The organism is Streptomyces sp. NPDC101194 (assembly GCF_044767885.1).
Taxonomy (GTDB): Bacteria; Actinomycetota; Actinomycetes; order Streptomycetales; family Streptomycetaceae; genus Streptomyces.
On sequence record NZ_JBIWOS010000001.1, the window covers coordinates 107109 to 130201 of the forward strand.

At 66.5% G+C, this 23093-nt stretch carries 20 protein-coding genes and 3 tRNA genes; 16 read left to right on the forward strand and 7 right to left on the reverse strand.

The features are described from left to right. Positions 1-89: 89 nt before the first annotated feature. Both mycP and ACIRP2_RS00420 read left to right on the forward strand, forming a co-directional pair. Positions 90-1364: a type VII secretion-associated serine protease mycosin gene (mycP, locus tag ACIRP2_RS00415; RefSeq protein ID WP_404245018.1), complete on the forward strand. Its 1275-nt coding sequence runs from the start codon at positions 90-92 to the stop codon at positions 1362-1364. A gap of 1519 nt (positions 1365-2883) precedes the next feature. After that, positions 2884-3546, forward strand: coding sequence for a hypothetical protein (locus tag ACIRP2_RS00420; RefSeq protein ID WP_404245020.1), 663 nt, complete (start codon positions 2884-2886; stop codon positions 3544-3546). A 291-nt stretch (positions 3547-3837) separates the two neighbouring features. On the opposite strand, the gene ACIRP2_RS00425 is transcribed toward ACIRP2_RS00420, so the two are convergent. After that, positions 3838-4245, reverse strand: a complete 408-nt coding sequence (locus tag ACIRP2_RS00425) for a hypothetical protein (protein WP_404245022.1) — start codon at positions 4243-4245, stop codon at positions 3838-3840. 123 nt (positions 4246-4368) lie between these two features. On the opposite strand from ACIRP2_RS00425, the gene ACIRP2_RS00430 reads away from it, so the two are divergent. From ACIRP2_RS00430 to ACIRP2_RS00450, 5 genes are all read left to right on the forward strand, one after another. Beyond that, positions 4369-5145: a Scr1 family TA system antitoxin-like transcriptional regulator gene (locus ACIRP2_RS00430; protein WP_404245024.1), complete on the forward strand. Its 777-nt coding sequence runs from the start codon at positions 4369-4371 to the stop codon at positions 5143-5145. After that, positions 5142-5390 (forward strand): DUF397 domain-containing protein, encoded by a 249-nt coding sequence (locus tag ACIRP2_RS00435; RefSeq protein WP_404245026.1) that lies wholly within the window; start codon positions 5142-5144, stop codon positions 5388-5390. The genes ACIRP2_RS00430 and ACIRP2_RS00435 overlap by 4 nt, the downstream gene beginning before the upstream one ends. Continuing rightward, positions 5387-5965: an AAA family ATPase gene (locus ACIRP2_RS00440; RefSeq protein ID WP_404245028.1), complete on the forward strand. Its 579-nt coding sequence runs from the start codon at positions 5387-5389 to the stop codon at positions 5963-5965. Before ACIRP2_RS00435 ends, ACIRP2_RS00440 begins: the two co-directional genes overlap by 4 nt. A 98-nt stretch (positions 5966-6063) precedes the next feature. Next, positions 6064-6579 carry a DUF1269 domain-containing protein gene (locus ACIRP2_RS00445; protein WP_404245030.1) on the forward strand — a complete coding sequence of 172 codons (516 nt, stop codon included), beginning with the start codon at positions 6064-6066 and terminating at the stop codon, positions 6577-6579. Positions 6580-6638: 59 nt separating this feature from the next. Further along, positions 6639-6812: a hypothetical protein gene (locus tag ACIRP2_RS00450; RefSeq protein WP_404245032.1), complete on the forward strand. Its 174-nt coding sequence runs from the start codon at positions 6639-6641 to the stop codon at positions 6810-6812. A 62-nt stretch (positions 6813-6874) separates the two neighbouring features. Here ACIRP2_RS00450 and ACIRP2_RS00455 read toward each other — a convergent pair. After that, positions 6875-6949, reverse strand: a tRNA-Cys gene (locus ACIRP2_RS00455). 1187 nt (positions 6950-8136) lie between these two features. On the opposite strand from ACIRP2_RS00455, the gene ACIRP2_RS00460 reads away from it, so the two are divergent. From ACIRP2_RS00460 to ACIRP2_RS00470, 3 genes are all read left to right on the forward strand, one after another. Next, complete coding sequence (locus ACIRP2_RS00460) at positions 8137-8514, forward strand: hypothetical protein (protein ID WP_404245034.1); 378 nt, start codon at positions 8137-8139, stop codon at positions 8512-8514. Between the two features lie 20 nt (positions 8515-8534). After that, complete coding sequence (locus ACIRP2_RS00465) at positions 8535-10883, forward strand: hypothetical protein (RefSeq protein WP_404245036.1); 2349 nt, start codon at positions 8535-8537, stop codon at positions 10881-10883. An 80-nt stretch (positions 10884-10963) separates the two neighbouring features. Then, positions 10964-11578, forward strand: coding sequence for a hypothetical protein (locus ACIRP2_RS00470; RefSeq protein ID WP_404245038.1), 615 nt, complete (start codon positions 10964-10966; stop codon positions 11576-11578). Between the two features lie 197 nt (positions 11579-11775). Here ACIRP2_RS00470 and ACIRP2_RS00475 read toward each other — a convergent pair. Beyond that, a tRNA-Cys gene (locus ACIRP2_RS00475) sits at positions 11776-11847 on the reverse strand. Positions 11848-12268: 421 nt separating this feature from the next. On the opposite strand from ACIRP2_RS00475, the gene ACIRP2_RS00480 reads away from it, so the two are divergent. Continuing rightward, a complete protein-coding gene (locus ACIRP2_RS00480; RefSeq protein ID WP_404245040.1) occupies positions 12269-12916 on the forward strand; it encodes a hypothetical protein in 648 nt (215 codons plus the stop codon). Between the two features lie 355 nt (positions 12917-13271). Here the strand turns inward: ACIRP2_RS00480 and ACIRP2_RS00485 are convergent, their stop codons facing one another. From ACIRP2_RS00485 to ACIRP2_RS00495, 3 genes are all read right to left on the reverse strand, one after another. Further along, positions 13272-13844: a hypothetical protein gene (locus ACIRP2_RS00485; RefSeq protein WP_404245042.1), complete on the reverse strand. Its 573-nt coding sequence runs from the start codon at positions 13842-13844 to the stop codon at positions 13272-13274. A gap of 3 nt (positions 13845-13847) precedes the next feature. Next, positions 13848-15344 (reverse strand): DUF6571 family protein, encoded by a 1497-nt coding sequence (locus ACIRP2_RS00490; protein ID WP_404245044.1) that lies wholly within the window; start codon positions 15342-15344, stop codon positions 13848-13850. A gap of 458 nt (positions 15345-15802) precedes the next feature. Then, a tRNA-Cys gene (locus tag ACIRP2_RS00495) sits at positions 15803-15877 on the reverse strand. Between the two features lie 209 nt (positions 15878-16086). Between ACIRP2_RS00495 and ACIRP2_RS00500 the strand changes: the two genes are divergently transcribed. From ACIRP2_RS00500 to ACIRP2_RS00515, 4 genes are all read left to right on the forward strand, one after another. Next, the gene (locus tag ACIRP2_RS00500; protein ID WP_404245046.1) at positions 16087-17559 is read left to right on the forward strand and encodes an MFS transporter; all 1473 of its coding nucleotides are present in this window, start codon (positions 16087-16089) and stop codon (positions 17557-17559) included. Between the two features lie 40 nt (positions 17560-17599). Beyond that, a complete protein-coding gene (locus ACIRP2_RS00505) occupies positions 17600-17800 on the forward strand; it encodes a ribbon-helix-helix protein, CopG family (RefSeq protein WP_026290595.1) in 201 nt (66 codons plus the stop codon). Beyond that, the gene (locus ACIRP2_RS00510; RefSeq protein ID WP_404245048.1) at positions 17797-18186 is read left to right on the forward strand and encodes a type II toxin-antitoxin system death-on-curing family toxin; all 390 of its coding nucleotides are present in this window, start codon (positions 17797-17799) and stop codon (positions 18184-18186) included. Before ACIRP2_RS00505 ends, ACIRP2_RS00510 begins: the two co-directional genes overlap by 4 nt. Positions 18187-18337: 151 nt before the next feature. Then, positions 18338-20119, forward strand: coding sequence for a DEAD/DEAH box helicase (locus ACIRP2_RS00515; protein ID WP_404245050.1), 1782 nt, complete (start codon positions 18338-18340; stop codon positions 20117-20119). 251 nt (positions 20120-20370) lie between these two features. Here ACIRP2_RS00515 and ACIRP2_RS00520 read toward each other — a convergent pair whose 3' ends face one another. After that, positions 20371-20919 (reverse strand): hypothetical protein, encoded by a 549-nt coding sequence (locus ACIRP2_RS00520; RefSeq protein ID WP_404245052.1) that lies wholly within the window; start codon positions 20917-20919, stop codon positions 20371-20373. 275 nt (positions 20920-21194) lie between these two features. On the opposite strand from ACIRP2_RS00520, the gene ACIRP2_RS00525 reads away from it, so the two are divergent. Then, on the forward strand, positions 21195-22811 hold the full coding sequence (locus ACIRP2_RS00525; RefSeq protein WP_404245054.1) for a hypothetical protein: 1617 nt from the start codon (positions 21195-21197) through the stop codon (positions 22809-22811). Positions 22812-23093: the final 282 nt, after the last annotated feature.

Here is a 23093-nt window from a genome sequence, read left to right on the forward strand (position 1 = left end):
CAGCCGCATTGGGCCTGCTACTGGTGTGTGGCGCTACTGTGCCTGCGGCTGCCGACTCCATTCGTTCCAAGCAGTGGCACCTTGATGCCATGAAGGCCGACGAGATGTGGAAGACGAGTACGGGCAAGGGCGTCATTGTTGCCGTGCTCGATAGCGGTGTGGATCCGTCGAATCCCGACCTTGTTGGCCAGGTCCTTGAGGGAAAGGACCTGGCGCCGGGCGTCGCGGGCGACGAGCACACCGACTACGACGGACACGGCACGAGCATGGCCGGACTGATCGCGGGGACGGGTCGGAGCGGCGGAGGAGATGGCGCGTTCGGGCTCGCACCCGGAGCCAAGATTCTTCCAGTGCGCATTCCTGAGGGTGGAGCCGGAGCGACCCAGACGGAAGCAGACGAGGAGTTCAACAGGATCACCCCTGTGGCGATTCGGTACGCAGTTGACCGAGGCGCAAAGGTCATCAACATCTCCCTGGGCGCACACGCCGGATCCCAGCAGCTCACGGATGCGGTGAAGTACGCGCTCGACAACGGATCGTTGATCTTTGCTGCCGCCGGCAACAGCGGTAATGGGTCCAACATGCTTGAATACCCCGTCGGAACGCCCGGGGTTGTTGGTATCGGTGCCATCGACCAGGACGGGAAGAAGACCGACGAGTCCCAGTACGGGCCGCAGATCGATTTCACGGCCCCGGGCATCCACATGGTCCACGCCTGCATGGGCGGAACACAGTTGTGTAAAACGAGCGGAACCAGTGACGCCACCGCGATCGCCTCCGCTTCCGCTGCCCTCATCTGGTCCAAGCACCCTGACTGGACCAATAACCAGGTCCTCCGCGTCATGTTGAACACGGCCGGTGGTCCGACCAGCGGTGCCAAGCGGAATGACTACGTGGGTTACGGCTCTGTCCGTCCCCGTATTGTGCTGAAGAACCCAGGCGACCCCGGCCCGGCCGACGTGTACCCGCTCCCCGATCTTGCGGCGGCCGAGAAGCCCAGTGCTTCCTCCGAGCCTTCCAAGGCGACCGGAAGTTCAAAGGACAACGACACGCCCGCCACAGCAGCCCCCACATCCGACGACAACAGCAGCAACACCGGCCTCTGGATCGGCATCGGAATCGGCGCAGTCGCGCTCATCGGCGCAGTGGCCGCCGCCCTGACCATCCGCTCCCGCCGCCGCAAGTCTGCAGCCGCAGCCGCACCGGCTGCCTACCCGTTCCAGCCTTCGCACCTCAACCCGTACCAGCAACCCCAGCCCCAGCATCAGGCCGCGCATCCGACCTTCGGGCCCGCTCCGACCGATCCCCCCGGCTCCAACTCGTACAGCGGCAGGCCTCCATACGGTGAAGGGCCGAGGAACTGACCAGGAGTTGAAGAACGACAAAGCCGGCCAGCAGTCAGACGGGGACGTCATTGCCGGCGGTCGCTCTGCTCACGCAGACTTCCGACTGGTCGACGTGCAGTCTTCCTCTGGCAGGCCAGACCGGTTGGCTGGTTGGTGGCCGCCCACAGCAGCCCGGACACTGGAGCGCTCGCCCCTTCACCCCAGCGGGACCGGTTCGGTGCCGGGGCTGAAGGTGCGGGTTCCAGCGGACCGGCAGGACAGTCGAGGGCGTTCGCTGCACAGCATCAGTGTGATGCCCGTCGCGACGAGTGCGAAGGGCAGCCGAATTACCGAAGCCGTGCCGCCTGCGTTTACGAACCAATCTTCGTATCTGTACCGGCCTTCCTGGCCGGAGTATTAGTTCACACCCCCGGCAACCTTTAGGCCCCTTCCTGCAGCTTCTTGTGGTTCCAACTTGCCGCACAGCGGACCTCCGTACGTCCGGCCGAGCAGCTGAGTTCGCATCCATACCCCCTTTCTCGTGTCCCTGTGCTGCGCCGGGGAGTTGGGGTGGGCTGGTAGGTTCCGTTTCGGCAAGGTCACTGACGGTGACCCGGCGTTTTTGACTTCCTCGCGAAGGCGTAGACATAACCAAGCGTGAGAAGCAACCCTAGTATGCCAATCCCGATAAATGGAAGAAGCTCATGAACTCCCGCCCCATCGGCAATTAGGGAAACCGTTCCCACGGCACCCGCCAAGGTCCCCAGGATCCCCATAATGAAGATTCTGTGATTCCCGAGAAGGCCATCGAGAAAGAATTGTTGGCTTCGCCCCGACGTGCCTTCCCTTCTGTTTTGTGAACGCCTCACTTCCAATGAATTCTCCCTGGATCTCCGGGTGTCGTGATATTTGCGTCCATCTGCTCCCCATTCAACTGCTGTCAGGTCAATTCCTCGATGACCCCAGGGTCGAGTACGTACAGTAGCCGAAGAGCCGTTCACCCACCGGCCCGTCATCTGTGATTTTTCACTTGCTACTTGGCTTGAAATTGCTAGGGCAGTGAGGTGGGTCGGTCCTAGTTTCCGTGCCGACACGGTCGGTTGCGTTGCGTGTTGTGCGGTACGTGGGGGCGTCCTCGTGAATCGTGTCAGATGGGTTGTGAGGGCGGGATCGAGCCGCTGTTACTGGAGAAGGAGAGGAAGTTCCGATATGTGGGCCGTACCGAAGAAGTCTGGGCGGCGCTGCTCGGGCCCCGGATTCGGGCCAAGGACCCCGACAGTCTCACCGCCTTCACGGAAGTCGGCAGCATCGGCAACGTGTTCCTCAGCGCGGGACTCAGCCGTGCCGAGAACTCTGCGATGACCCATCCGACAGGGACACCCGGCCGTCCTGACGGACCGAAGGTGGAGGAGCTGACACCGCGGGAACAGACGGCCTTCTGGCCGTCCCGAGAGAGTCGTTGATCGCAGGGCGCCCGGTCTCCAGTCCCCCGAGCCGGTCCCTTGACCGCTGCCGGCCGCGGCCTCCGCGTATCCGGCCCTGCCTCTACGATCAAGGCATGGCGAAGCGCAAGGTGCAGCAGAAGGCCAAGAAGATCCTGGGTGCGGAACCGTTGGCCCTGGTGTGGTGCACCATCCCCCGGGCCATACCGAAGCCGCCCAAGGACGTGCACCGGGCAGCGGGCAAGGGACGGCTGAAAGGGCGCCACCACTGGCTGGTGTACGTGGGCGCGGTGGTGTTCTGTGTCGTCATCATCCCGATCTATCTGATCGACATGCTGGGGAAGCAGATCGACAGGCTGCTCCAGGGGCGGGCGCGGCGCAGTGAGCCCGGCCGGAGAAGGGAGACGCCGAACGAAGACCGCGGGCCCGGGGACGGTGTCTTCGACGGGGACTGGAACCTGGCGGCAGGTCAGTTGCTGCTGCGCTGGTTCTCGCAGTCGCCCACTCCGCGACGGCTGGTCCTGTTGGACCGGGACCGTATCTGTGTCGCGGCCTCGCCGCGCCGCCGTCTTGCGGCAACGAAGGCCAACGACTTCGGGATCGTGGCGGAATTCAGGGCCGACGAGGCGCGCATCGAGGCGGAGGCGGGGCAGCCGAGAGGCTTCGCCACGTTCCGTATCCGTTTCGCGGACGGTTCCTGGTTGGAGCTCGGCAATCTGGCCGAGCCTGAGGACGCCGACCACTTCCTGAGGACGGCGGCGGCCGGGGCCACAGGCTGAGCTCGGCCGCGGAGCCCTCGCGGGCACGTCGAGCGGGCTGCGTCGATGGAACAGACCGTGGTGCCGGGATGACGTGCGTGGTGAGACCGGTACGACTTCTGCGATGTGTGCCTCGGGTGTCGGCACTCGCGGCCTGAGGGACCGACAGTGAGCAGGGGCAGGGGCAGGGGCAGGGGCAGGGGCAGGAGCAGGGGCAGGGGCAGGGGCAGGGGCAGGGGCAGGAGCACGGGGAGGGCGGGGGAGGACCAGGATGGCCGGAGGCCGAGCAGGCGAGGGTGGCATCGTCCGTCTTCATCCCTCCTCCGGCGCCAACTGCGCCATCACCAACCCGTACAGCAGCTCCACGTCCACGAACTCCCCTTTCCGCGGCGCGCCGCACCGCCAGCTCAGCGGATAGGTATTGCCGTCCGGTGCGGGGATGCCCACGTACTGGTCCCGGGCGGTCGGGCCGAAGCACCTCGCTCCCGGCGGCCAGTCGTACTCCTTGCTCGATCCGGGCGGGATCAGGAAGTACGTCCACCGAGAGCCCGCGACCTCCCGTACGACCGGGCCCGGTTCGCCTTCGGTGAGCGTTCCGAGGTGCTGAAACACTGCCTCGCCCCGAACGCCTCGTAGCCGGATGGCGTCGAAGTGGATGCCGGCCAGGTGGAGTTGCAGCCCGGCGGCGGGTACCCATTCGGGGAGTCTCTTGCTCGTCATGACACCAAGGATTCCGGCGACTGCGTAGCGTGACCAGGAGGACGCGGTCCACATCGACGGGATGTGGTGAGGGTGGTGGTGGCTGTGGGGACGAGTGGTGAGCCGTCGCAGGTGCGGCGGCTCGTGGGTGAACTGATCCGTATCCATCGGGTGCGAGCCGGGCTCACACAGAAGGATGCGGCGGACAAGGTGTTGATCTCGGAGTCGCTGATGGGGGCGGTCGAGCGGGCGGAGCGCATTCCGACGCTGGAACTGCTCGCCGACGCGGACCGGGTCTTCGTTGCCGGGGGTGCGCTGAAGGCGTGCATCGAGCTGATCGACGCGGAGAAGTACCCGGCGAAGTTCCTGGACTGGGCACGGTTGGAACGGCAGGCGCGGGTCATCAGCGCGTACGAGACGATGCTGATCCCGGGGCTGCTCCAGACGGAGGCATACGCGTACGCCCTGTACCGGGCACGCAAACCCGCGTACACCGAGGACGAGATCGTCCGGCACGTCGAGGCGCGACTGGAACGGCAGGCGGTGCTGATGCGCACGCCTCCGCCGTACGTCGGGTTCGTCATCGAGGAGTCGATCCTGGACCGGACGCTCGGCGGCGCTGAGGTGTTGAAGGAGCAGTTGTTGCATCTGCTGGAGTGCATGCGGCGGATGAACCACCTCACGGTGCAGGTGATGCCGTCGGATCAGCACACGCATGCGGGGTTGAACGGGCCGATGCAGTTGATGTGCACGGCGGAAGGCCGCAATCTGGTCTTCGCGGAGAGCCAGGGCGGCGATAGGTTGATCTCCAGGCCGGAGCAGGTGGGTGACATGTTCGACCTCTTCGGCATCCTGCGGGCCCAGGCGCTCAACCCCTGGAAGTCGGCGGAGATCATCGAGACGAAGGCGAGACAACTGTGACCACCGGGCCCCAGCTCTCCTGGTTCAAGTCCAGCTACAGCAACAATGAGGGCGGCGCCTGCGTCGAAGTCGCCTACGACTGGCGCACGTCCAGCTACAGCGGCAACGAGGGCGGCGCGTGCGTGGAGGTGGCCACCTGCCCCCGCGCCGTGCACGTCCGCGACTCCAAGGTCACCGACGGGCCCAGCTTCGCCGTCGCCCCCGCTGCCTGGACCGCCTTCCTGGCGGGTGCTGTTGCGGGATGACCGCGATCGAGTTGCGAGTCGCTGATCCCGGTCCCGCCGTCGTGCTCATCACCGGCGTGATGGCCTCCGGGAAGTCCACTGTTGCCCAGGCCCTCGCCGAGCGGCTGCCGCGGGCGGTGCACGTGCGGGGGGACGTCTTCCGGCGGATGGTGGTGTCCGGGCGGGCCGAGATGGTGCCGGGGGCGTACGAGGAGGCTGCCGCACAACTCAGGCTCCGTTACCGGTTGTCGGCGATGACGGCCGACACGTACGCGGACGAGGGCTGGACCGCCGTGGTGCAGGACGTGGTGCTCGGGGAGGAGCTGTCCGCGTACGTCGATCTCGTGCGGACCCGACCGCTGTACGTCGTCGTGCTCGCTCCCGACCCGCGGGCCGTTGCCGAGCGGGAGGCCGGGCGGAGCAAGAACGGCTACGGGGCCGGATGGACGGTCGAGTCGCTGGACCGGGTGCTGCGGGAGGAGACGCCGCGGATCGGGCTCTGGCTGGACACGACCGGGCGGAGCGCGGAGCAGACGGTCGACGTGGTCCTCGCGGAGCTCGGCCGGGCGCGGGTGGTGGGAGCGGCGGAGAGCTGAAGCAACTGGAGGGTTGATGCATTCGGACTTAATGTCTTATTTAACAACAGTTCCTCTATGGTTGGTGCGGTAAAGCACCACTAGGAGGAGTCAGCCGCATGAGCAATCTGTTCGTCATCGCCTACGACGATCTCGCCACCGCCGACCAGGTCCGCGACAAGCTGCTGTCCATGAACCGCGAGCACCTCATCGACCTGGAGGACGTCGTCGTCGTCGAACGGCGTGAGAAGGACGGCAAGATCAAGCTGCATCAGGCCGTCAACCACGTGGGTAACGGTGCAGCGGGCGGCGCGCTGTGGGGGAGCGTCATCGGGTTGCTCTTCCTCGTGCCGTTCCTCGGTGCCGCGGTGGGCGCCGCAGCCGGCGCCGCCGGAGGGTCCGTCGTGGACACTGGTGTCAACGACGACTTCATGAAGGAACTGAGCGCCAATCTCCGGCCCGGCGCCGCCGCCGTCTTCGTGCTCGTCAGGAAGTCTGCCCGCGACAAGGTCATCCCCGAGATCGTCAAGTTCGGCGGTCAGCTTGTGCAGACCTCGCTCAGCAAGGAGGACGAGACACACCTGCGGGAGATGGTGAAGGAAGCGCTCAAGGAAGAGACGACGATCGCCTCCTGATCTCCGGACCATACGAGAGAAGGCGACTGTCCACGCCGCGCGCAGGGTGGTCGCCTTTCGTGTATGGGGGACCCGGTGCGGATCAGGGTTCCCCGCGGAAGTACGCCGTCCTTGTCGAACTCGGCGAATCCAAGCCGGTACCCGAGGGCGTCGTCGACCGCCGCGAAGCGCTGAAGGAATTCATCAGCGGTTTCGTACCGTCCGCGCTCAAGGAGGCCGAGGGCTGTTCCTGAAAAACGCCGACCCCGCCCGGCGTGACAGAGGACGCGTGCAGGGCGGGCGTGCTGCGTTCGCATGGAGGCCGTGACCGGATTCGAACTGGTGTTACTCGAGTTGCAGTCGAGCCCCTGAACCGCTGGGGCACTCGGCCGTGTGTTCCTCGTTGTGGTTCGACCGTAGGGCCGGGTGTTCGCGCTGCTCAAGGGTGCGGGGCGGGCCGCAAGGCGACTGCCATACCGCGTTCACGATCGGGGTCTGTCGCCGTCCGCGCGGCATGTCGCGGTCCTGCGGCTGCCCTGGAGTCACGAGACGCCGGTACAAGGTACCGACACATCCGCTGGCGCACGCATACACCCCGCCGGCCACGATTGCGGCGGCACCCCGGCTACTCCTCGTCGTCCTCGTCGCAGTCGCCCAGCACGTCGGAGAGGTGCTGGGCGATGGGGTTGCCCAGCTCGTCTTCGGTGGAGAACAGTTCGTGCACGGCGCCCATCGGATAGATGGCCTCATATGTGTCTCCTCCAGGCATCCCTACGCAGGGGTGGTCGTTGACCCCTGACGGATCCGCCTCCCCGAACAGGGAAGGAAGTTCGGAGCCCTTCGCTGCGAACGGCTCGAACGTCCACACCACACCCTGAGTGCGGCAAACCACTTCCCCGAAGTACCAGCATGCCCCTTGAAGGAATGCGTCGCGTCGTGCTGCGAGGCTCTCCGCGTCGCTGTCGTACTGACTGCGGATGAGTTTTTCCAGCGCGTCCAGGGACTGGGGGAGAAGTCCCATGCCTCGGGGGTGCTGGTGTTCTCGGCCCATTGGCCGAAGTTCTGAGTGCGTTCGGCCAGCCACGCCAGCAGGCCGGGGTGGGTCTGCGGGTCGATGCCATGGTCTGTGTGATCAATCAGGCCGCCCACTGTAGAGAGCCTCTCGGGCGGTAGGCGCGAACTGGCCGTGCCCTCAGGCCAGTTGACGCACCGCTCCTTGACAATCCGAACGGCCTCCGCTTCCCCCGTGGGGCCATTCCGGTTGCAACTCGCCTACGGCTGGGGATGTTCGTGGCGCACAGCGACGTGCGGAGCCGCCTTCATTTCGAGGGTGGCGGTCCGTGTGGGGGTGCGGTGAGGAACCAATGAACGTTAGACATGGCTGCCCTTGGTTTCCATTTCATCCGGTTACGCCAGAAAAGGGAGTAACTCCCGGGGTGCATCGACTGAGGCTGAGCGGCTAGCTTGAGTGTTGGCGAGAATGGCTTCGACGGCATCCAGGAATGGGTTACGGGGGAATTCGTGACGTTCGACGCAGAGTGAGCGGCGCTTCGTGCAGAATCAACGCAACGGGTCGATATGCGGCTCAACGGGGTCGAGGGTGGCGCTGGTGGTCAAGCCGGACCCATCAACGCCGATCTGGCGGTCAATCAAGACCACTTGGGTGCCATTGGGCATGATGCGTACGGTTTGCGCACCCGGCTTTCCAGGGAGGGTGACCGCGCCAGGCCTACCACCTTCGAGGCGGCGATCGCGCTCACCAATGGCAACTTCTCCAGCGGCTCCGCGTTGCTGAAGGTCCACGACCGATGGAACACGCACATGAAGACACTTCTCGACGCCTGCGCGCAGATTTCTAACCATCTCGATTACAGCAAGTCCGCTCATGCGAAGGATGATGTGCAGATCGGTGGCGATCTGATTTCTGTTTCCAAGCTCAACGAGTATCTGAAGTAGTGCGTGGGGGGAACAGGGACATGCTGAAGTTCGAGGACATAGTCGACGCGCCTGTGAGCAAGCTGAAGACGGCGGCTGACGACTGGGCAAAGATGGTCACCGCTCTGGACCGGATGGCCGAGGACGCCCAGGACGGCATGAAGGCCAAGGCGGACAAAGCCGAGTGGGAAGGCGTCAACGCGGGCGTCACCAAGGGGTTCATCGGTAAGACGGCCAATGAGTTCAAGGACGCCGCTGCCGAGGCCAAGGGTGTCAAGCAGATTCTTGAAGATGCTCACGCAGCCATCAAGAAGGCCAAGGACAGCCTGATCAGCATCCGGGACGACGAGGGGCCGGCGGCCGGAATCCATGTCGACGCCAAAGGTAAGGTGACGGCTCGACACCCGTTGGAAAAATCCGGAATTTCGCCCAATCGGGATCCCGATTATTTTGAAATGCTGAGCCAGCAGAAGAAGGCGATCGAGGCATGGCAGAAGAAGATCGACCTCATCGTCGACAACTGCAACGACACCGATGTTGCCTTCAAGAACGCGCTTGAGGCCAATGTTGCCGAGGGCCACGACTTCAGTGCGCCGAAGTACACGAACCTGGATCAGGAGGAGGCGGCACGCGCCGCCGCGCTCGCTGCCAAGGGCCGCGACATCACGCACACCGAGCTGCAGGCGCTCAACGAGCTGCTTCACGACAACGGAAATTCGCGCGAGTTCGCGAAGAACTTCTACGAGAAGCTGGGCCCGGAGAAGTCGCTCGCGTTCTTCGGTCAGCTCTCGACCGATACGTACGAGTACGGAAAGGTCGACAAGGAGCGGCTGAAGGACGTCCAGGCCCTCCAGAAGAACCTGGGTCTCAACCTGGCCACTGCTTCCCACGACAAGAACTTCACCGCCGAGTGGGGTCCGGAGCTGCGCAAGCTCGGCACGGAGCGCATTCCGCTGGCCAAGAACGACTACAACGGACCGTTCGGCTACCAGCTGCTCGGCGGGATCATGCGGTACGGGAACTACGACGCGAAGTTCCTCAACCCGATAGCCGAGCACGTGGCGCAGCTGCACCAGAAGAACCCGGACATGTTCCGGGGGAACAGCCTGGCAGCCATCCCCGGTAGAAACCCCTTCAACCCGTCCGGGGTGAACGGTTCCGGTTTCGACCCGACCGTTTCCATGCTGGAGGCACTCGGTCACAGCCCGGACGCGGCGAAGCACTTCTTCACCGACACGGCGACCGCGTACAACGAGGACGGCACGGTCAACAAGGACGCGATGGCCAACCTCGGCAAGAAGGATGGCAAGGCCATCGACAACTACCTCGACTTCTTCGGCAACGAGAAGTGGCAGAACTTCGGGGACGTCGACACACACACACCGAAGGAGATGGAGAGATCGCTCGGCTTTATGCCGGACGCGCTGGGACACGCGTTGGAGTCGGCGACTCTCGGCTATCCGTACGACAGCCCGCACGAGGGCGTCACGCGGGACGCGGACAACGCCACAGTCATGCGCAGCGTCATGGAGAAGTACGGCGAGGATGCCGGCTTGCTCAAGACGCAGGGGGCGATTTCCGACAGTCTGGGTGTCATGGCAGCCGGGTACATCGACGACATCAACTGGGCTCTGACCAAGGACGATTCATCGAGTGTCTTTGCGCCAGGAAGTGCTTCGGAAGGCCGCCTCGACTTCTCCGATGTGGAAGGGAGAGACACGAGAGGCATCGCACGTAAATTCCTTACCACCTTGGGCCAGCACCCGGACGCATACGCGACCGTCTCCACTGCCGAGCAGATCTACAGCTCCAACATGCTGGAGCACCAAGTGGGTCCGGACGGCAAGATCCACGAGGGGGATGCACGGGCAGTGGTGCGTACGGGCGCGGAAGTGCAGGGCGTGCTCGACCAGTCCCGTGCGGATCAGGTCGCGGCAACGAACGTGAAGATGCACGAGGATTACGAGAAGGCTGTGAATGCACGGTCTGGTTGGATCCAGTTCGGAGCCGGCGTGGGCGTTGCCGCAGGGGTCGCTTTTCTGCCGGAGGTCGCAGCCGCGGGGGTGGCGGCGACCCTCATCGGGTTGGGCACTGATGCGGGCAGCGGACTCGTGGAAAACGTCGTCGGCCAGTTCATCGGGGATCTGTCCGATAATTCTGTGGATGAGCACAAGGAAAAGATGGAGCAGCTCACCCGGGACGAGAAGACCAAGGTGTACAAGGGCGGCGAGTCCATGGCTGAGTCGCCCATGGAGAATTTCTTGGATCGGCATACGACTGATTCTGATGCCGACAAAAAATTCCGTGAGGATCTGAGGGAGTCGATGCTGATCGGATACGGGGTCGGGAACGCCCGTGCGCAGCAGCAGGGTAACGATCCCCAGACGTGAGACCCGATTCGGTGAAGGGCGCAGGAGGGGTGAGGTGTATGAGGGCGGTTCGATCGAGGCGTGTCTGGTGCGTTGTCGGGGTGGTGGCTGTCGGCGTTGGTGTGGCCGGCTGCGGCGGCGAGGAGGAACCCCCGGACTATGTCGGGGCAGGGCAGGTGTGCGGAGGGCTGTTCGCGGGTCCGCTGGCGAAGACGGTTGAGTCCGTCACGGGTGCGACGTCCTTTGCCTGGAGCGGCACGAATGGTATGCAGCGGGTAGTGGACGGGCTGAAGGCCGGGTATGAGGAGGGGCGCACATTGGCGTCAGGAGGAAGGCTCTGCGAGATGAATCCGAAAGGAGGTGCACTGATAGACCGCTCGAAGATCGATTTCGATATATATCCGCCGCAGGACTTGAACGAAGGTTATTCGAACGATGAGCATTACTACACCATGGGAAAGCGGTCCGGGGCGACCAGCGCAGGGGCATTTCTCTATTTTGAGTGTGTGAGTCCTCAGTTCAAGGGGTCGAAGGAACGCCCGCTCCGTGTCCAAGGCAGCTTTTACCACCCGAAGGCCACCGCGCAGAACACGTCCGAGCACATGGCGGCCAATATGGAGATTCTCCATGCCGCGTCCCTTGCTGTGGCAAAGAAGTTGCAGTGCGAGAAAAACGGCGGGCTGCCCGAGAAGCCTGTGCTGAAGCCCCGGATCTGACACGGGCTGGCCTGTCGACCGGGCTCCCATCGGCGACAGAGGCAGGGCATCGACGCTAGCGAGTGGCGCAAAGCCGGTTTCACGGTGAAGGGCATCGTGGAGGACGCTGTCGGGGGCGCCATGGCCCGCGTGGCCCAGTACGTGAACGGCCGGCCCCACGCCATGGGGACGGCTGTTCACGTATGAGACGTTCGTCCGGGGCGTGACCGGATTCGACCCGGTGTTACTCGAGTTGCAGTCGAGCCCCTGAACCGCTAGGGCATACGGCCGTGTGGTCCTCGTTGTGGTTCGACCGTAGGGCCGGGTGTTCGCGCTGCTCAAGGGTGCGGGGCGGGCCGCAAGGCGACTGCCATACTGCGTTCACGATCGGGGTCTGTCGCCGTCCGCGCGGCATGTCGCGGTCCTACGACTGCCCTGGAGCCACGAGACGCCGGTACCCAGTACCGACACATCCGCCGACGCGCGCATCTTCGCGCACGCGTCCAGGATGTACGCCCCGCGTCCTGATTGTTCGTGGCGAAGGCCGGGGTGCTGAGGTGCTGGACAGGCAGCGAAGGTCCCGTGGTCGTTTCGGGATGGAGCGGCGTGGGGCCGCCATGCGCGGGCGTCGTGCATGGCGGTCGGCCAGCGGCCGACGAATCGGCTGGTGACGAGAAGGGTTACGGGGATGAGTGAAGTGGGTGTGCACGGATGAGGCGATGGCTGACGGCCGTCGGTTTGGTGATGGCCTTGGGCGCCGGGAGCGTGGCATGCGCTGCGGAGAAGAAGGAGGAGAGGACGTTCGTCGGGGCCGCGGAGGTCTGCGGCGACGTGTTCGCCGGTCCCTTGGCGGAGATGGTCGAGAAGGTGACCGGGGACAAACTCTTCTTCGCGAAGAGCCCGAAGGGCATGGAGAGAGTGGTCGCGGCACTCAAGGAAGGGTATGAGTCGGGCCGTCCGTGGGCCGGGGGTGATCAGTTGTGCCGTTTGGATCCGAAGGGGGCCAAGCAGACGGACCACGGGGGAGTGGTGTTTTCCATGTATGCCCCGCAGGATGTTGAGGATGAAGGGCTTCCGGCTGGTCATGAGCTGTACACCATGGGTGTGCAGTCCTCGGTCGGGCGGGGCGGCGCGTCGCTCTATTTCGAGTGCGTCAGTCCCCAGTTGAAGGGTTCGGACAAAACTCCACTGCGCATCCATGGCGGCTTCGGGCGTGGTGAGAGCGATGCACCGGACACACGTGAGTACCGCAACCTGAACATGACCATCCTGCATGCCGTTTCGCTCAAGCTGGTGAAGGAACTCGGCTGCGAGAACAACGGCGGTCTGCCGAAGGCCCCCGTGCTCACGCCGAAGTAGCAGGTTCTGCGTCTGGTCGGACTGAGGTCCTGCTCGATGCGGCGACTGCGCTGACGGCCGGTGATTCGCCAGGGGTTCGGTGTTCCGGACCTACTTCAGACCTGGCCCATGCGGCTGCCATTGGACAGGTCTGGGCATCAGCACGGCCTGCCACGCCGTGGCTGTCTGCTTACCCCGCACCAGCCAGCACGCCTGGCACCTGGCATACGCCCGCCCCGGCGGCCTCTCCTTCGACACGGCCTGGCGCCACACCCGAGTGAGCCTCCACCCCGACGAAGCACTCTCCCGCCAGGTCGGCCACCGCGCTGAGGTCCAGCGGGGGCCGTGGACGACGACTGCCCCGCTGACGTCGGTCCTACGCCTCGCAGTCGTACTTCTTGGCCAGTTTGGCAGCGGCTTCCCGCACCACGGCCGCGCTGTTGCGGAGCGCCGTGTCTCGGTCGACGAGGTCCTTCTTCTCCGCCTGCGAGGGCGCGCTGAGCGTGACGGTGATGTACGGGGCCGTCGAGCCCATGCGGGCGGCGCAGCCGGTGGGCAGCATGGCTTCGGCCTCCTCAGGGAGAACCCAGCCCGTGAATCCGGACCCCAGAGGGACGGAGTCCTTCCTCGGACCGGAGTCGTACCGCTCGTCCGAAATGATCAGTTGGAAGATGCCTCGGGGGTAGTCGCTGTCAGGGTTGGCCCGCAGCACCTGGCACGTCTTGAACACCGCGGTGTCGCCCTTGCCCGGGCTTTCCCACTCCTCCGTGCTGACCTCGCCCCCCTTGCCGTCGTCGATCAATTCTGCGGTCTGTCGGCTGAGCGCCCCGTAACACAAGGTCTGCGGCAGCGGCGGCTTCTCCTCGTTGTCAGGCCAGAGGCTCGCCGTCACCACGGCCACCCCGGCGGCGCCGAGCACGATGGTCAGCGGCAGCCACTTCTTGTCCATCGACTACTGTCCCATCCACTTGTCGGCATCGACCATGCCGTTCTGGTACCACTGCTCGGCGATTGCCTGGAGGTGGTCCTCGTACTCGCCGGGGCTCGCGTCCAGCTCCTTCTCCGACAGCCCGCGTTCTGTAGCCATCCCGCGCAACATGCCGTACATCTGCCGTTGGCCGTCGTCGTAGTGCTTGATCATGTTGTTGCGGGTCTCGGCGTCGACCTTGGCGTTCTCGTTGTTCACGTACTCGCTCAGACCCCAGTCCAACGAGCGTTGGACTGCGTCGCCGGCGACCGGGATGGGAGTCAGCAGCCCACCGACGACGTGGTAGTTGACCATCCTCTTCCAGGCGTTGGCGTCCTTCTCCGCCTGGCCCAGGTCGTAGATGACGTCACCGCGCACGCCGTCGAGGTGACCGAGCACCGAGGCGGACTGCTTGACCCAGGCACGCAGCTCCGGGTCCTCCTTGCGGAAGGAGTCCGCCGGGAAGCGGTCGAGCCCCTCGCTGGTGACCACGCTCTGGGAGGCGTGGATGATCTTGTAGGCGTTGGGGTCCTCCGCTGTGGCGCGGATGATCCGGGTGAGGTCGCCCCGGTCGATCTCGAGGTTGTTGAAGTCCGTCGGCCCGTCCATCTTCTTGCCGAGGATCTGGTGCACGTCGGATCCGTAGTCGGCGATCATGTCGGCCATCGGCAGGCGCATGGAGACGGGGACGGCGCTCTGGTCCTTGTTGAGCGCCTCCGTGTACTCGCCCATCACCCGCTCGAAAATCGCGGTCTCGGCGCCGTCGTGGTGAGCGGGCACCGGGTGCATCGGTGAACCGGGCACGCGGCCGGTGGCTGCGGACTCGAGCGCGAGGCCGAGTTCGGCGCGGGCCGAGGTGTACTGGGTCTCGGCCGGCATCTTGCTCTCGACTTCGCCGCCGGGCCACTCCCGGTCTTCCAGGAAGTACTTGAGGTTGTCGGTGGTGTTCGGGTCGAAGTAGTGGGTGGAGGCGGACGGGTTGCGGCTCATGGCGTTCAGCAGGCCCTTCATCGGGTCCTCCTGCGTGCCCTGCCAGTTCTTCATGACGCCGTCGTAGGCGTCGTCGTTGTTCGTCTCCCACTCACGGATGCTGTCGCCGACCTCCGTCAGGAAGGCCTCGCTGTAGACCGGGTCGCCCTCGTCCTTCTTCCAGGGCGAGGACTTCTCCTTGGGGTCCTTGTTCGGGTCGTACACGGCGTCGTCGCCGGCGTCGGCGGCCATCAGGTGAGTGAGGGCGTTCCAGCCCGAGGCCCCTCCCTTGAGCGCCCCGGGGTGCTGGGCGGGCAGGCCGTTGCCGTCGCGGGCCGTGGCGATGAGCCGGTCGGTCCAGGCGGAGGTGATGCCGCCGGGAGAGCCGATCGGGGAGTCGGGGCCGGTGGCGGTGGCGAGGCTGCCGGACAGAGCCTTGTAGAGACGGGCGTCCGTGGCGGAAACCTGGCCGTCGCGGCCACCGCCCTCCAGGCTGCCGGCGAGCAGCAGCACCGCCTCCCGTCGACACCCCCGTGTCCCTGATCGGAAAACTGCCCCGCGCCACGTTAACCGCGTGATCAACGGTCCACCACAGGTGATCGATCATACGTGCGGGTTCTTCACGCGCGAGCGTGTCGATCCCGGCGGCCCGGAGCAGGCGAGCGAGTACGGCCCTTCCCTGCCGTTCCCTGTCGCTCCGTCCGGTGCCGACGCCGCCTACGTACCGCAGATCGCCCTGCTGCCGCTCGCTCACGAGAACCGCGCCGGGGAAACCGGTCAGCCGACCGCGGCCGGGCACCCGACCGACGGCGACCACGTCGACGGCGCGCAGGTTGCGGATCTTGATCCACGTGTGGGAAATGGACGCCGGGCTCGTGGACGGAGGCGAGCCGCTTCGCGTTCCGTGGCCCGCGCCCCGGACTCGGGAAAGGCGCCCGCCCCGGAATATCCCCGGGGCGGGCGTACGGGCGTGGAGGCCGTGACCGGATTCGAACCGGTGTAACTCGAGTTGCAGTCGAGCCCCTGAACCACTCGGGCACACGGCCGTGCGTTTCTTGCTGTGGTTCGACCGTAGGGGCGGGTGTTCTCGGTGCTCAAGAGCGCGGGGCGGGTTGCCATACGACTGCCATACCGTGTTCACGATCGGGTTCGGCCGTCGCGCGTGCGGCAGGCCCCGGTCCTACGACCAACGGACGAGCGGCGGACCGTCTCGCGACAGGGTCCATATGAGATCTTGCCCCTTACGCTTGGGCTCATGAGTGCCCTGGAACCACGAGACGCCGGTACCGATACCGGCACCGCCGTCCCCGCGGCGGTGTCGACCCCGCCCGTCGAATCCGAAGGCGTGCTCGGGCGTACCTATCGGGCACTCAGTGTCGGCATCGTCTCCGTCGTGTTCCTGATCGCCTTCGAGGCGACCGCTGTGGGGACCGCGATGCCGGTCGCCGCCCGGGAGCTGCACGGCATTCCGCTCTACGCTTTCGCGTTCTCCGCTTACTTCACCACCAGCCTGTTCGCCATGGTGCTCTCCGGGCAGTGGGCGGACCGGCGTGGGCCGCTGGCGCCGCTCGCCACCGGGATCAGCGCGTTCGGGGCGGGGCTGCTGCTTTCCGGCACTGCCGGGACCATGTGGATGTTCATCGCCGGGCGGGCCGTCCAGGGGCTCGGCGGCGGGCTGGTGATCGTGGCGTTGTACGTGGTGATCAGCCGGGCCTACCCGGAGCATCTGCGGCCGTCGATCATGGCCGCGTTCGCGGCGAGCTGGGTGATCCCGTCCGTCGTCGGGCCGCTCGCCGCCGGGAGTGTGACCGAGCACCTGGGGTGGCGGTGGGTCTTCATCGGCATCCCCGTACTGGTGGTGTTCCCGCTGGCGCTCGCGCTGCCCGCGATCCGGCGGCGGGCGTCGGGACCGGCCGATCCCGCCGCACCCGTCGAGCCGTACGACCGGCGCCGCATCGTGCTCGCGCTCGGGATCTCGGTGGGGGCGGGGCTGCTCCAGTACGCGGGGCAGGAGCGGAACTGGTTCGCGCTGCTTCCGGCCGTGGTGGGCGTCGCTCTGCTCGTTCCCGCCGTGCGCGGGCTGCTTCCCCCGGGTACCGGCCGGGCGGCGCGCGGGCTGCCGTCGGTGGTGCTGCTGCGCGGGGTGGCGGCCGGGTCGTTCATCGCCGCCGAGTCGTTCGTACCGCTGATGCTGGTGACCCAGCGCGGGCTGAGCCCGACGATGGCCGGGCTCTCGCTCGCGGCCGGGGGCGGGACCTGGGCCCTCGGTTCGTATGTACAGTCCCGGCCGCGCCTGGAGCCGCACCGGGAGCGCCTGATGGTGGGCGGCATGGTGCTGGTCGCCGCGGCGATCGCGGCCGCGCCGTCCGTGCTGATCGACGCGGTGCCGGTCTGGACCGTGGCCGTGGCCTGGGCCTTCGGGTGTTTCGGCATGGGCATGGTGATCGCATCGACGAGCGTGCTGCTGCTGAAGCTCTCGGCGCCGGAGGAGGCGGGGGCGAACTCGGCCGCTCTTCAGATCTCCGACGGGCTGTCCAACGTCCTGCTGCTGGCCGCGGGCGGGGCGGCCTTCGCCGCACTCGGCGGCGGGACGGTGGGAGCGGTGCACGACGCGGTGGAGGCAGGGACCTCCGGATCCCATCCGGGGGCGTTCGCGGTGGTCTTCCTGCCGATGGCGGGGGTGGCGCTGGTGGGGGCTTGGGTGGCGGGGCGGGTGCGGACACGGTAGCTGGTACCACTCTGGCCCCATCCGGTGGTACCGTTTTGGTATGGCTATGAACCTGCGTCTTCGTGACGATCAGACCGAAGCACTGAAGCAGCGCGCCGAGCAGGAGGGGACCAGCATGCACGCCATACTGCTGCAGGCCGTGGACGACTACCTGGCCAGGACGGCTCAGCAGGCCATCGTCCGCAAGACGGCCAAGGAGCAGGCAGCCAAGTGGAGCGAGCTCATGGAGCGGCTCAAGTGACCTGTGTCTACCTGACCTCCGAGGACATCCTCGTCATCGCCGACCATGCCTGCGCGGACATGCACGTCGTCGTGCGCGACGCCGGGCTCCTCGAATCGGCGGCCCACCGCCCCTCCGCGGCCATGTTCGGTGAGGAGGCATACCCGGATCCGATCGACAAGGCCGCCGCGCTCCTGCAGTCCTTGGCGATCAATCCCCCGTTCTTCGACGGCAACAAACGTACGGCCTGGCTGTCGTGCGTGACCTTCCTCGCCATGAACGGGATCGATCTGCGTCCGGACATCGATGCCGCGGAACGCCTGGTCATCGCGGTGGCCACGGGGGAAATGGACGAGGTGAAAGTGATCTCTCAGGGGCTGCGCGAGCTGGTCGTCGACGACGTGTGACAGCCATCGCAATTCTGTGCGGGGCGGCGTAGTTCGAGGCGGTTCACGCAGCGCCCCCCGGTAGGGTGGCCCGGTTGTCGTATCGCGTACGGGTCCGTCCCGGCCCGTACGGACAGCGCCCCACGTACCCGAGAGACCCGAACCGGAGACCGTGACTACTACCGCCTCCCACCACCTCTCACCCGCCTTCCCCGGCCGCGCCCCCTGGGGCACGGCCGGCAAGCTGCGAGCCTGGCAGCAGGGCGCCATGGAGAAGTACATCCAGGAGCAGCCGCGCGACTTCCTCGCGGTCGCCACCCCCGGCGCGGGGAAGACCACCTTCGCGCTGACCCTCGCGTCATGGCTGCTGCACCACCACGTCGTGCAGCAGGTCACCGTCGTCGCGCCGACCGAGCACCTGAAGAAGCAGTGGGCCGAGGCAGCGGCCCGGATAGGGATCAAGCTCGACCCCGACTACAGCGCGGGCCCGCTGAGCAAGGAGTACGACGGCGTCGCGGTCACCTACGCGGGTGTCGGCGTGCGGCCGATGCTGCACCGCAACCGGTGCGAGCAGCGCAAGACCCTCGTGATCCTCGACGAGATCCACCACGCCGGTGACTCGAAGTCCTGGGGCGAGGCGTGCCAGGAGGCGTTCGACCCGGCCACCCGGCGGCTGGCGCTCACCGGCACGCCGTTCCGGTCCGACACCAATCCGATCCCCTTCGTCGTGTACGAGGAGGGCAACGACGGCATCCGGCGCTCCTCGGCCGACTACACGTACGGCTACGGCAACGCGCTCGCCGACGGCGTCGTCCGGCCCGTGATCTTCCTCAGCTACAGCGGCAACATGCGCTGGCGCACCAAGGCCGGTGACGAGATCGCCGCCCGGCTCGGCGAGCCGATGACCAAGGACGCCATCGGGCAGGCCTGGCGCACCGCGCTCTCGCCCACCGGGGACTGGATCCCCAATGTGCTGAGCGCCGCCGACAAGCGGCTGACCGAGGTGCGCAAGGGCATTCCGGACGCCGGTGGGCTGGTCATCGCCACCGACCAGGAGTCGGCGCGCGCGTACGCCAAGATCCTGAAGCAGGTCACCGGTGAGAAGGCCACCGTGGTCCTCTCCGACGAGAAGGCCGCGTCGAAGCGGATCGACCAGTTCAGCCAGGACGATTCACGCTGGATGGTCGCGGTCCGCATGGTGTCGGAGGGTGTCGACGTGCCGCGTCTGGCCGTGGGCGTGTACGCGACCACCATCTCCACGCCGCTCTTCTTCGCGCAGGCCGTCGGGCGTTTCGTGCGCTCGCGCAGGCGCGGCGAGACCGCTTCCGTCTTCGTGCCGACCATCCCGATGCTCCTCGACTTCGCCAATGAGATGGAGGTCGAACGGGACCACGTCCTCGACAAGCCCAAGAAGGGCAGCGACGAGGAGAACCCGTTCGCGGAGGAGGACAAGCTCCTCGCCGATGCCGAGAAGCTGGAGGACGAGGAGACCGAGGACCAGCTGCCCTTCGAGGCCCTCGAATCCGACGCGGTCTTCGACCGGGTGCTCTACGACGGTGCCGAATTCGGCATGCAGGCGCATCCCGGGAGCGAGGAGGAACAGGACTACCTGGGGATTCCGGGGCTGCTGGAGCCCGACCAGGTGCAGCTGCTGCTCCAGAAGCGGCAGACGCGTCAGATCGCACACAGCCGTCAGAAGCCGGCCGGGGAGGCCGATCTGCTGGAGAAGCCGGCCGAGGCGCGGCCGGTGGTCACGCACAAGCAGCTGCTGGGGCTGCGCAAGCAGCTCAACACCATGGTGTCCGCGTACACGCACCAGAGCGGCAAACCGCACGGAGTGATCCACACCGAGCTGCGCAGGGTCTGCGGCGGACCGCCGAGTGCCGAGGCCACGGCCGGGCAGATCCAGCAGCGGATCAATAAGGTTCAGGAGTGGGCCACGCGCATGACGTGAGCCGACGTGTCAGGGACGTACGGGTGCCGGCCCGGGGCGAGGACAGTGGTCCTCGCCCCGGGCCGGCGTCGTGTCCGCCGATCCGGTGGGGAGCGGATCGGGTGGGAGCGGGGACCCGTGGTCCCCACCCCCGTTCCCGTCCCGCTTCCGCATCGTCCCGTCCTCGGTCGGCGTCGTCCGGGCGGACCGGGTGCGGTCGGCAGCCGGACGGACGTCGGGTGCCGTCGGCTACCGGACGGGCGCCGGGGCGGCTACCAGACGAACGCCGCGGACTGGTCGATCGTCGCCACGCACGGAACCGTGGCCGACGTCGGGGACGAGGCCACGATCTGCAGCGACCAGTTGGTGGCGCTCGGCGGACCGGACAGCACCGCGGAGTTCGTGGTGTCACCCGCTGCCAGGGTCCCGGAGGTCAGCTTCAGCGGTCCCAGGGTGATCGGGTTGGGGCTGATCATGCCGGGGTTGGTCTTCCCGGAGAACTGCACCTGACTGGTGACGCCGCCCGAGGTCTTGGTGAGCTTGAGCGTCGTCGTGATGCTGTTCGGGTCGGCGCTGGTGCCGGGCGGCATGGTGATCGCGTTGGAGTTGATCTTGATGGTCTTGGACGTGCCCGAGTCGGCCGCGGTCAGGGTGGCGAGACCGCTGCCCCAGGTGCCGCAGTCGTAGGTGGCCGTCGCGGTGAGCGGGGCCACCGCCTGGGCCGTCGGTGCCAGGGCGAGAGCCGCGACGACGGAACACGCCGCGGCCGGCGCGAGCAGGAGGCGTCTTCGGTTCGAAGACAGCACTGAGGGGATCGACATGACGGGGAGAACTCCTTCCGGTTGAATTCCACGGATTCGCGGTGAGTGCGGATCTGCGTGCCGGGCCCGGCATGTCGGGTGCAGTGAAACTGTGATCTTCAGAGATGTCAAGAGATGCCAACAGGTGCACTTAAAGTGCCCGCGGAAATGCTTTTCGGGCATTTCAGATAAGGATCAATCAATTCTCTCTTGACTTCTCCGCACGCGACCTCCTCAATGTGCGCAATCAATGGGCCATGGAGGGGTGTCTGGTGATTCGACGACGAAGACCCGGCGTGACCGGTCTGCTCGCTGCCTGCTTCGTACTGTCCCTGAGCTGCGTCGGCGCCACCGCCCAGGCGGCACCGCCGCCCGCGCCGCAGGCCGCCGGTACGGTCGCTCCGACCGTCCACTGCACCCTGCCCGCCGGTCAGGGCGAGGCCACCGGGCCGCAGCAGATGACCGTCGAACTGTCACCCCCGGTCGTCGCCCCGGGTGGCAAGGTGCACGCGAAGGTCACGCTCGGTCCGTCCCCCGCCACCAGCGCACTCGCGCTGGACGACGTGCCGACCATTCCCAGCCTGGACCTCGCCATGTCCGGCGGGGCCACCGGCACCGTCACCGTGCGGGGCGCCGAGTTCACGATGGACATCCCGGCCGGCACGCCCATCGAACTCCCTCCGTACGAGGGGGACTTCCTGGTTCCGGCGGACGCCTCCGGCGAGATCTCCTTCGCCCCGGTCCGTACGCTGACCCAGACGAAGGTGCTCGGTTCGGTCTTCGAGACGCCCTGCGACGTGGTCGACGGGGGCGGCTCCGTCGGCACCGTCACGGCGGAGGGAACCGGCTCCGAGCCCGCGCACCTGACTGCTCCCGGCGACCCCGTACGTCCCAACACCGCCGTGACGCTGGGTGGTTCGGGATGGACGCCGGGCGGCGCGCCCGTCCCCTCGCTCTGTGCGGTGGGCGGTGGCGGCTGCGATCCGCTGAAGTTCAAGAGCCACACCCTCACCATCGACAGCTACGGAACGCTGCACGGAACGGCCACCCTCGCGGAGGCCGGCGCGGTGCCGGACGGCGCGTACGAGGTGAAGGTCAACGACGGTACGAAGGAAGCCACCGCTCCCCTCACCGTCAAGGCCGTCGCGGCCGGCGACCGCGAGATCTCGCTGTCGCGGAGCAGTGGACCGGTCGGCAGCGTGATCACGGTCAGCGGCAAGAACTACAACCCGGACCGCTGGATCAACGTCATCGGTCTCGACGCGACGGGGACCGGGCTCGACGACAGTGCGGTCTACGTCAAGAGCGGCCCGGACGGCACCTTCGCCGTCGAGTTCACCGTGATCTCCGACGCCGTCGTCGCCGTCCAGGCCGACGAGGGCAATGATCCGGCGACCGTACGGACCGCCCCGTTCACCGTCTCCACGGGCGGGGGAGGGGGCGGCGGCAGCGCCGACCAGCGGCTGAACACCTCGGTGCGGGCCGGGACGCTGTCCATGGTCCAGGACGGCGACACCGTCGACTTCGGCACGACGGTCCTGGGCACCGGCAGCGGTGTGCAGCGCTCCCGGCTCAACCGGGTCGAGGTGGAGGACGCCCGAGGCGTCAACAGCGGCTGGTCCCTCACCGCCACCCTCACCGGCTTCACCAGCGCCGACGGGGGCACCATCCCGGCGGACGCCGTCCGGTGGACACCGAGGTGCACGGCGCAGAACGGAAGCGTGGGGGTGCCGGTGGCCGGCTCGCCCGCCGCGCTCGGGAGCGAGGCGGCGAGCCTCTGCCGGATGAATCCGGACGGATCCCGCCCGTTCACGGGCGGCCGGTTCGACGCCGATGCCGACCTCACTCTGACGGTGCCCGGATTCACCCGGCCCGGAGATTACAGCGCCACCCTGACACTCACTCTTCTCTGACGGTCCGTCGAACTCGGAGAACTCGGAGAACTCGGAGAACTTGGAGAACTTGGAGAACTCGGAGAACTCGGAGAACTCGGAGAACCCGGAGAACCCGGAGAACCCGGAGGACTCGGAGAACTCAGGTAACTCGGGGAAGTCAGGGAAAGTACCGGAGACGCCCGCCTGCTCCGTATCGCCATGGAGCAGGCGGGCGCCGCCATTTCGAATGCGAAGAATTTCCGTAGTCGCGAAGGAGTCTCATGTCCGTACGGCCGAGATCGAGAAGACCAGAAGGGCCGG

Bases quoted from the DNA above. Each gene is read 5' to 3' on its own strand.
- mycP (WP_404245018.1), top strand. From the start codon at position 90: ATGAAGGCCGACGAGATGTGGAAGACGAGTACGGGCAAGGGCGTCATT.
- ACIRP2_RS00465 (WP_404245036.1), top strand. From the start codon at position 8,535: ATGCTGAAGTTCGAGGACATAGTCGACGCGCCTGTGAGCAAGCTGAAG.
- ACIRP2_RS00460 (WP_404245034.1), top strand. From the start codon at position 8,137: ATGCGGCTCAACGGGGTCGAGGGTGGCGCTGGTGGTCAAGCCGGACCC.
- ACIRP2_RS00440 (WP_404245028.1), top strand. From the start codon at position 5,387: ATGACCGCGATCGAGTTGCGAGTCGCTGATCCCGGTCCCGCCGTCGTG.
- ACIRP2_RS00425 (WP_404245022.1), bottom strand. From the start codon at position 4,245: ATGACGAGCAAGAGACTCCCCGAATGGGTACCCGCCGCCGGGCTGCAA.
- ACIRP2_RS00420 (WP_404245020.1), top strand. From the start codon at position 2,884: ATGGCGAAGCGCAAGGTGCAGCAGAAGGCCAAGAAGATCCTGGGTGCG.
- ACIRP2_RS00520 (WP_404245052.1), bottom strand. From the start codon at position 20,919: ATGTCGATCCCCTCAGTGCTGTCTTCGAACCGAAGACGCCTCCTGCTC.
- ACIRP2_RS00505 (WP_026290595.1), top strand. From the start codon at position 17,600: ATGGCTATGAACCTGCGTCTTCGTGACGATCAGACCGAAGCACTGAAG.
- ACIRP2_RS00500 (WP_404245046.1), top strand. From the start codon at position 16,087: ATGAGTGCCCTGGAACCACGAGACGCCGGTACCGATACCGGCACCGCC.
- ACIRP2_RS00480 (WP_404245040.1), top strand. From the start codon at position 12,269: ATGAGGCGATGGCTGACGGCCGTCGGTTTGGTGATGGCCTTGGGCGCC.
- ACIRP2_RS00485 (WP_404245042.1), bottom strand. From the start codon at position 13,844: ATGGACAAGAAGTGGCTGCCGCTGACCATCGTGCTCGGCGCCGCCGGG.
- ACIRP2_RS00445 (WP_404245030.1), top strand. From the start codon at position 6,064: ATGAGCAATCTGTTCGTCATCGCCTACGACGATCTCGCCACCGCCGAC.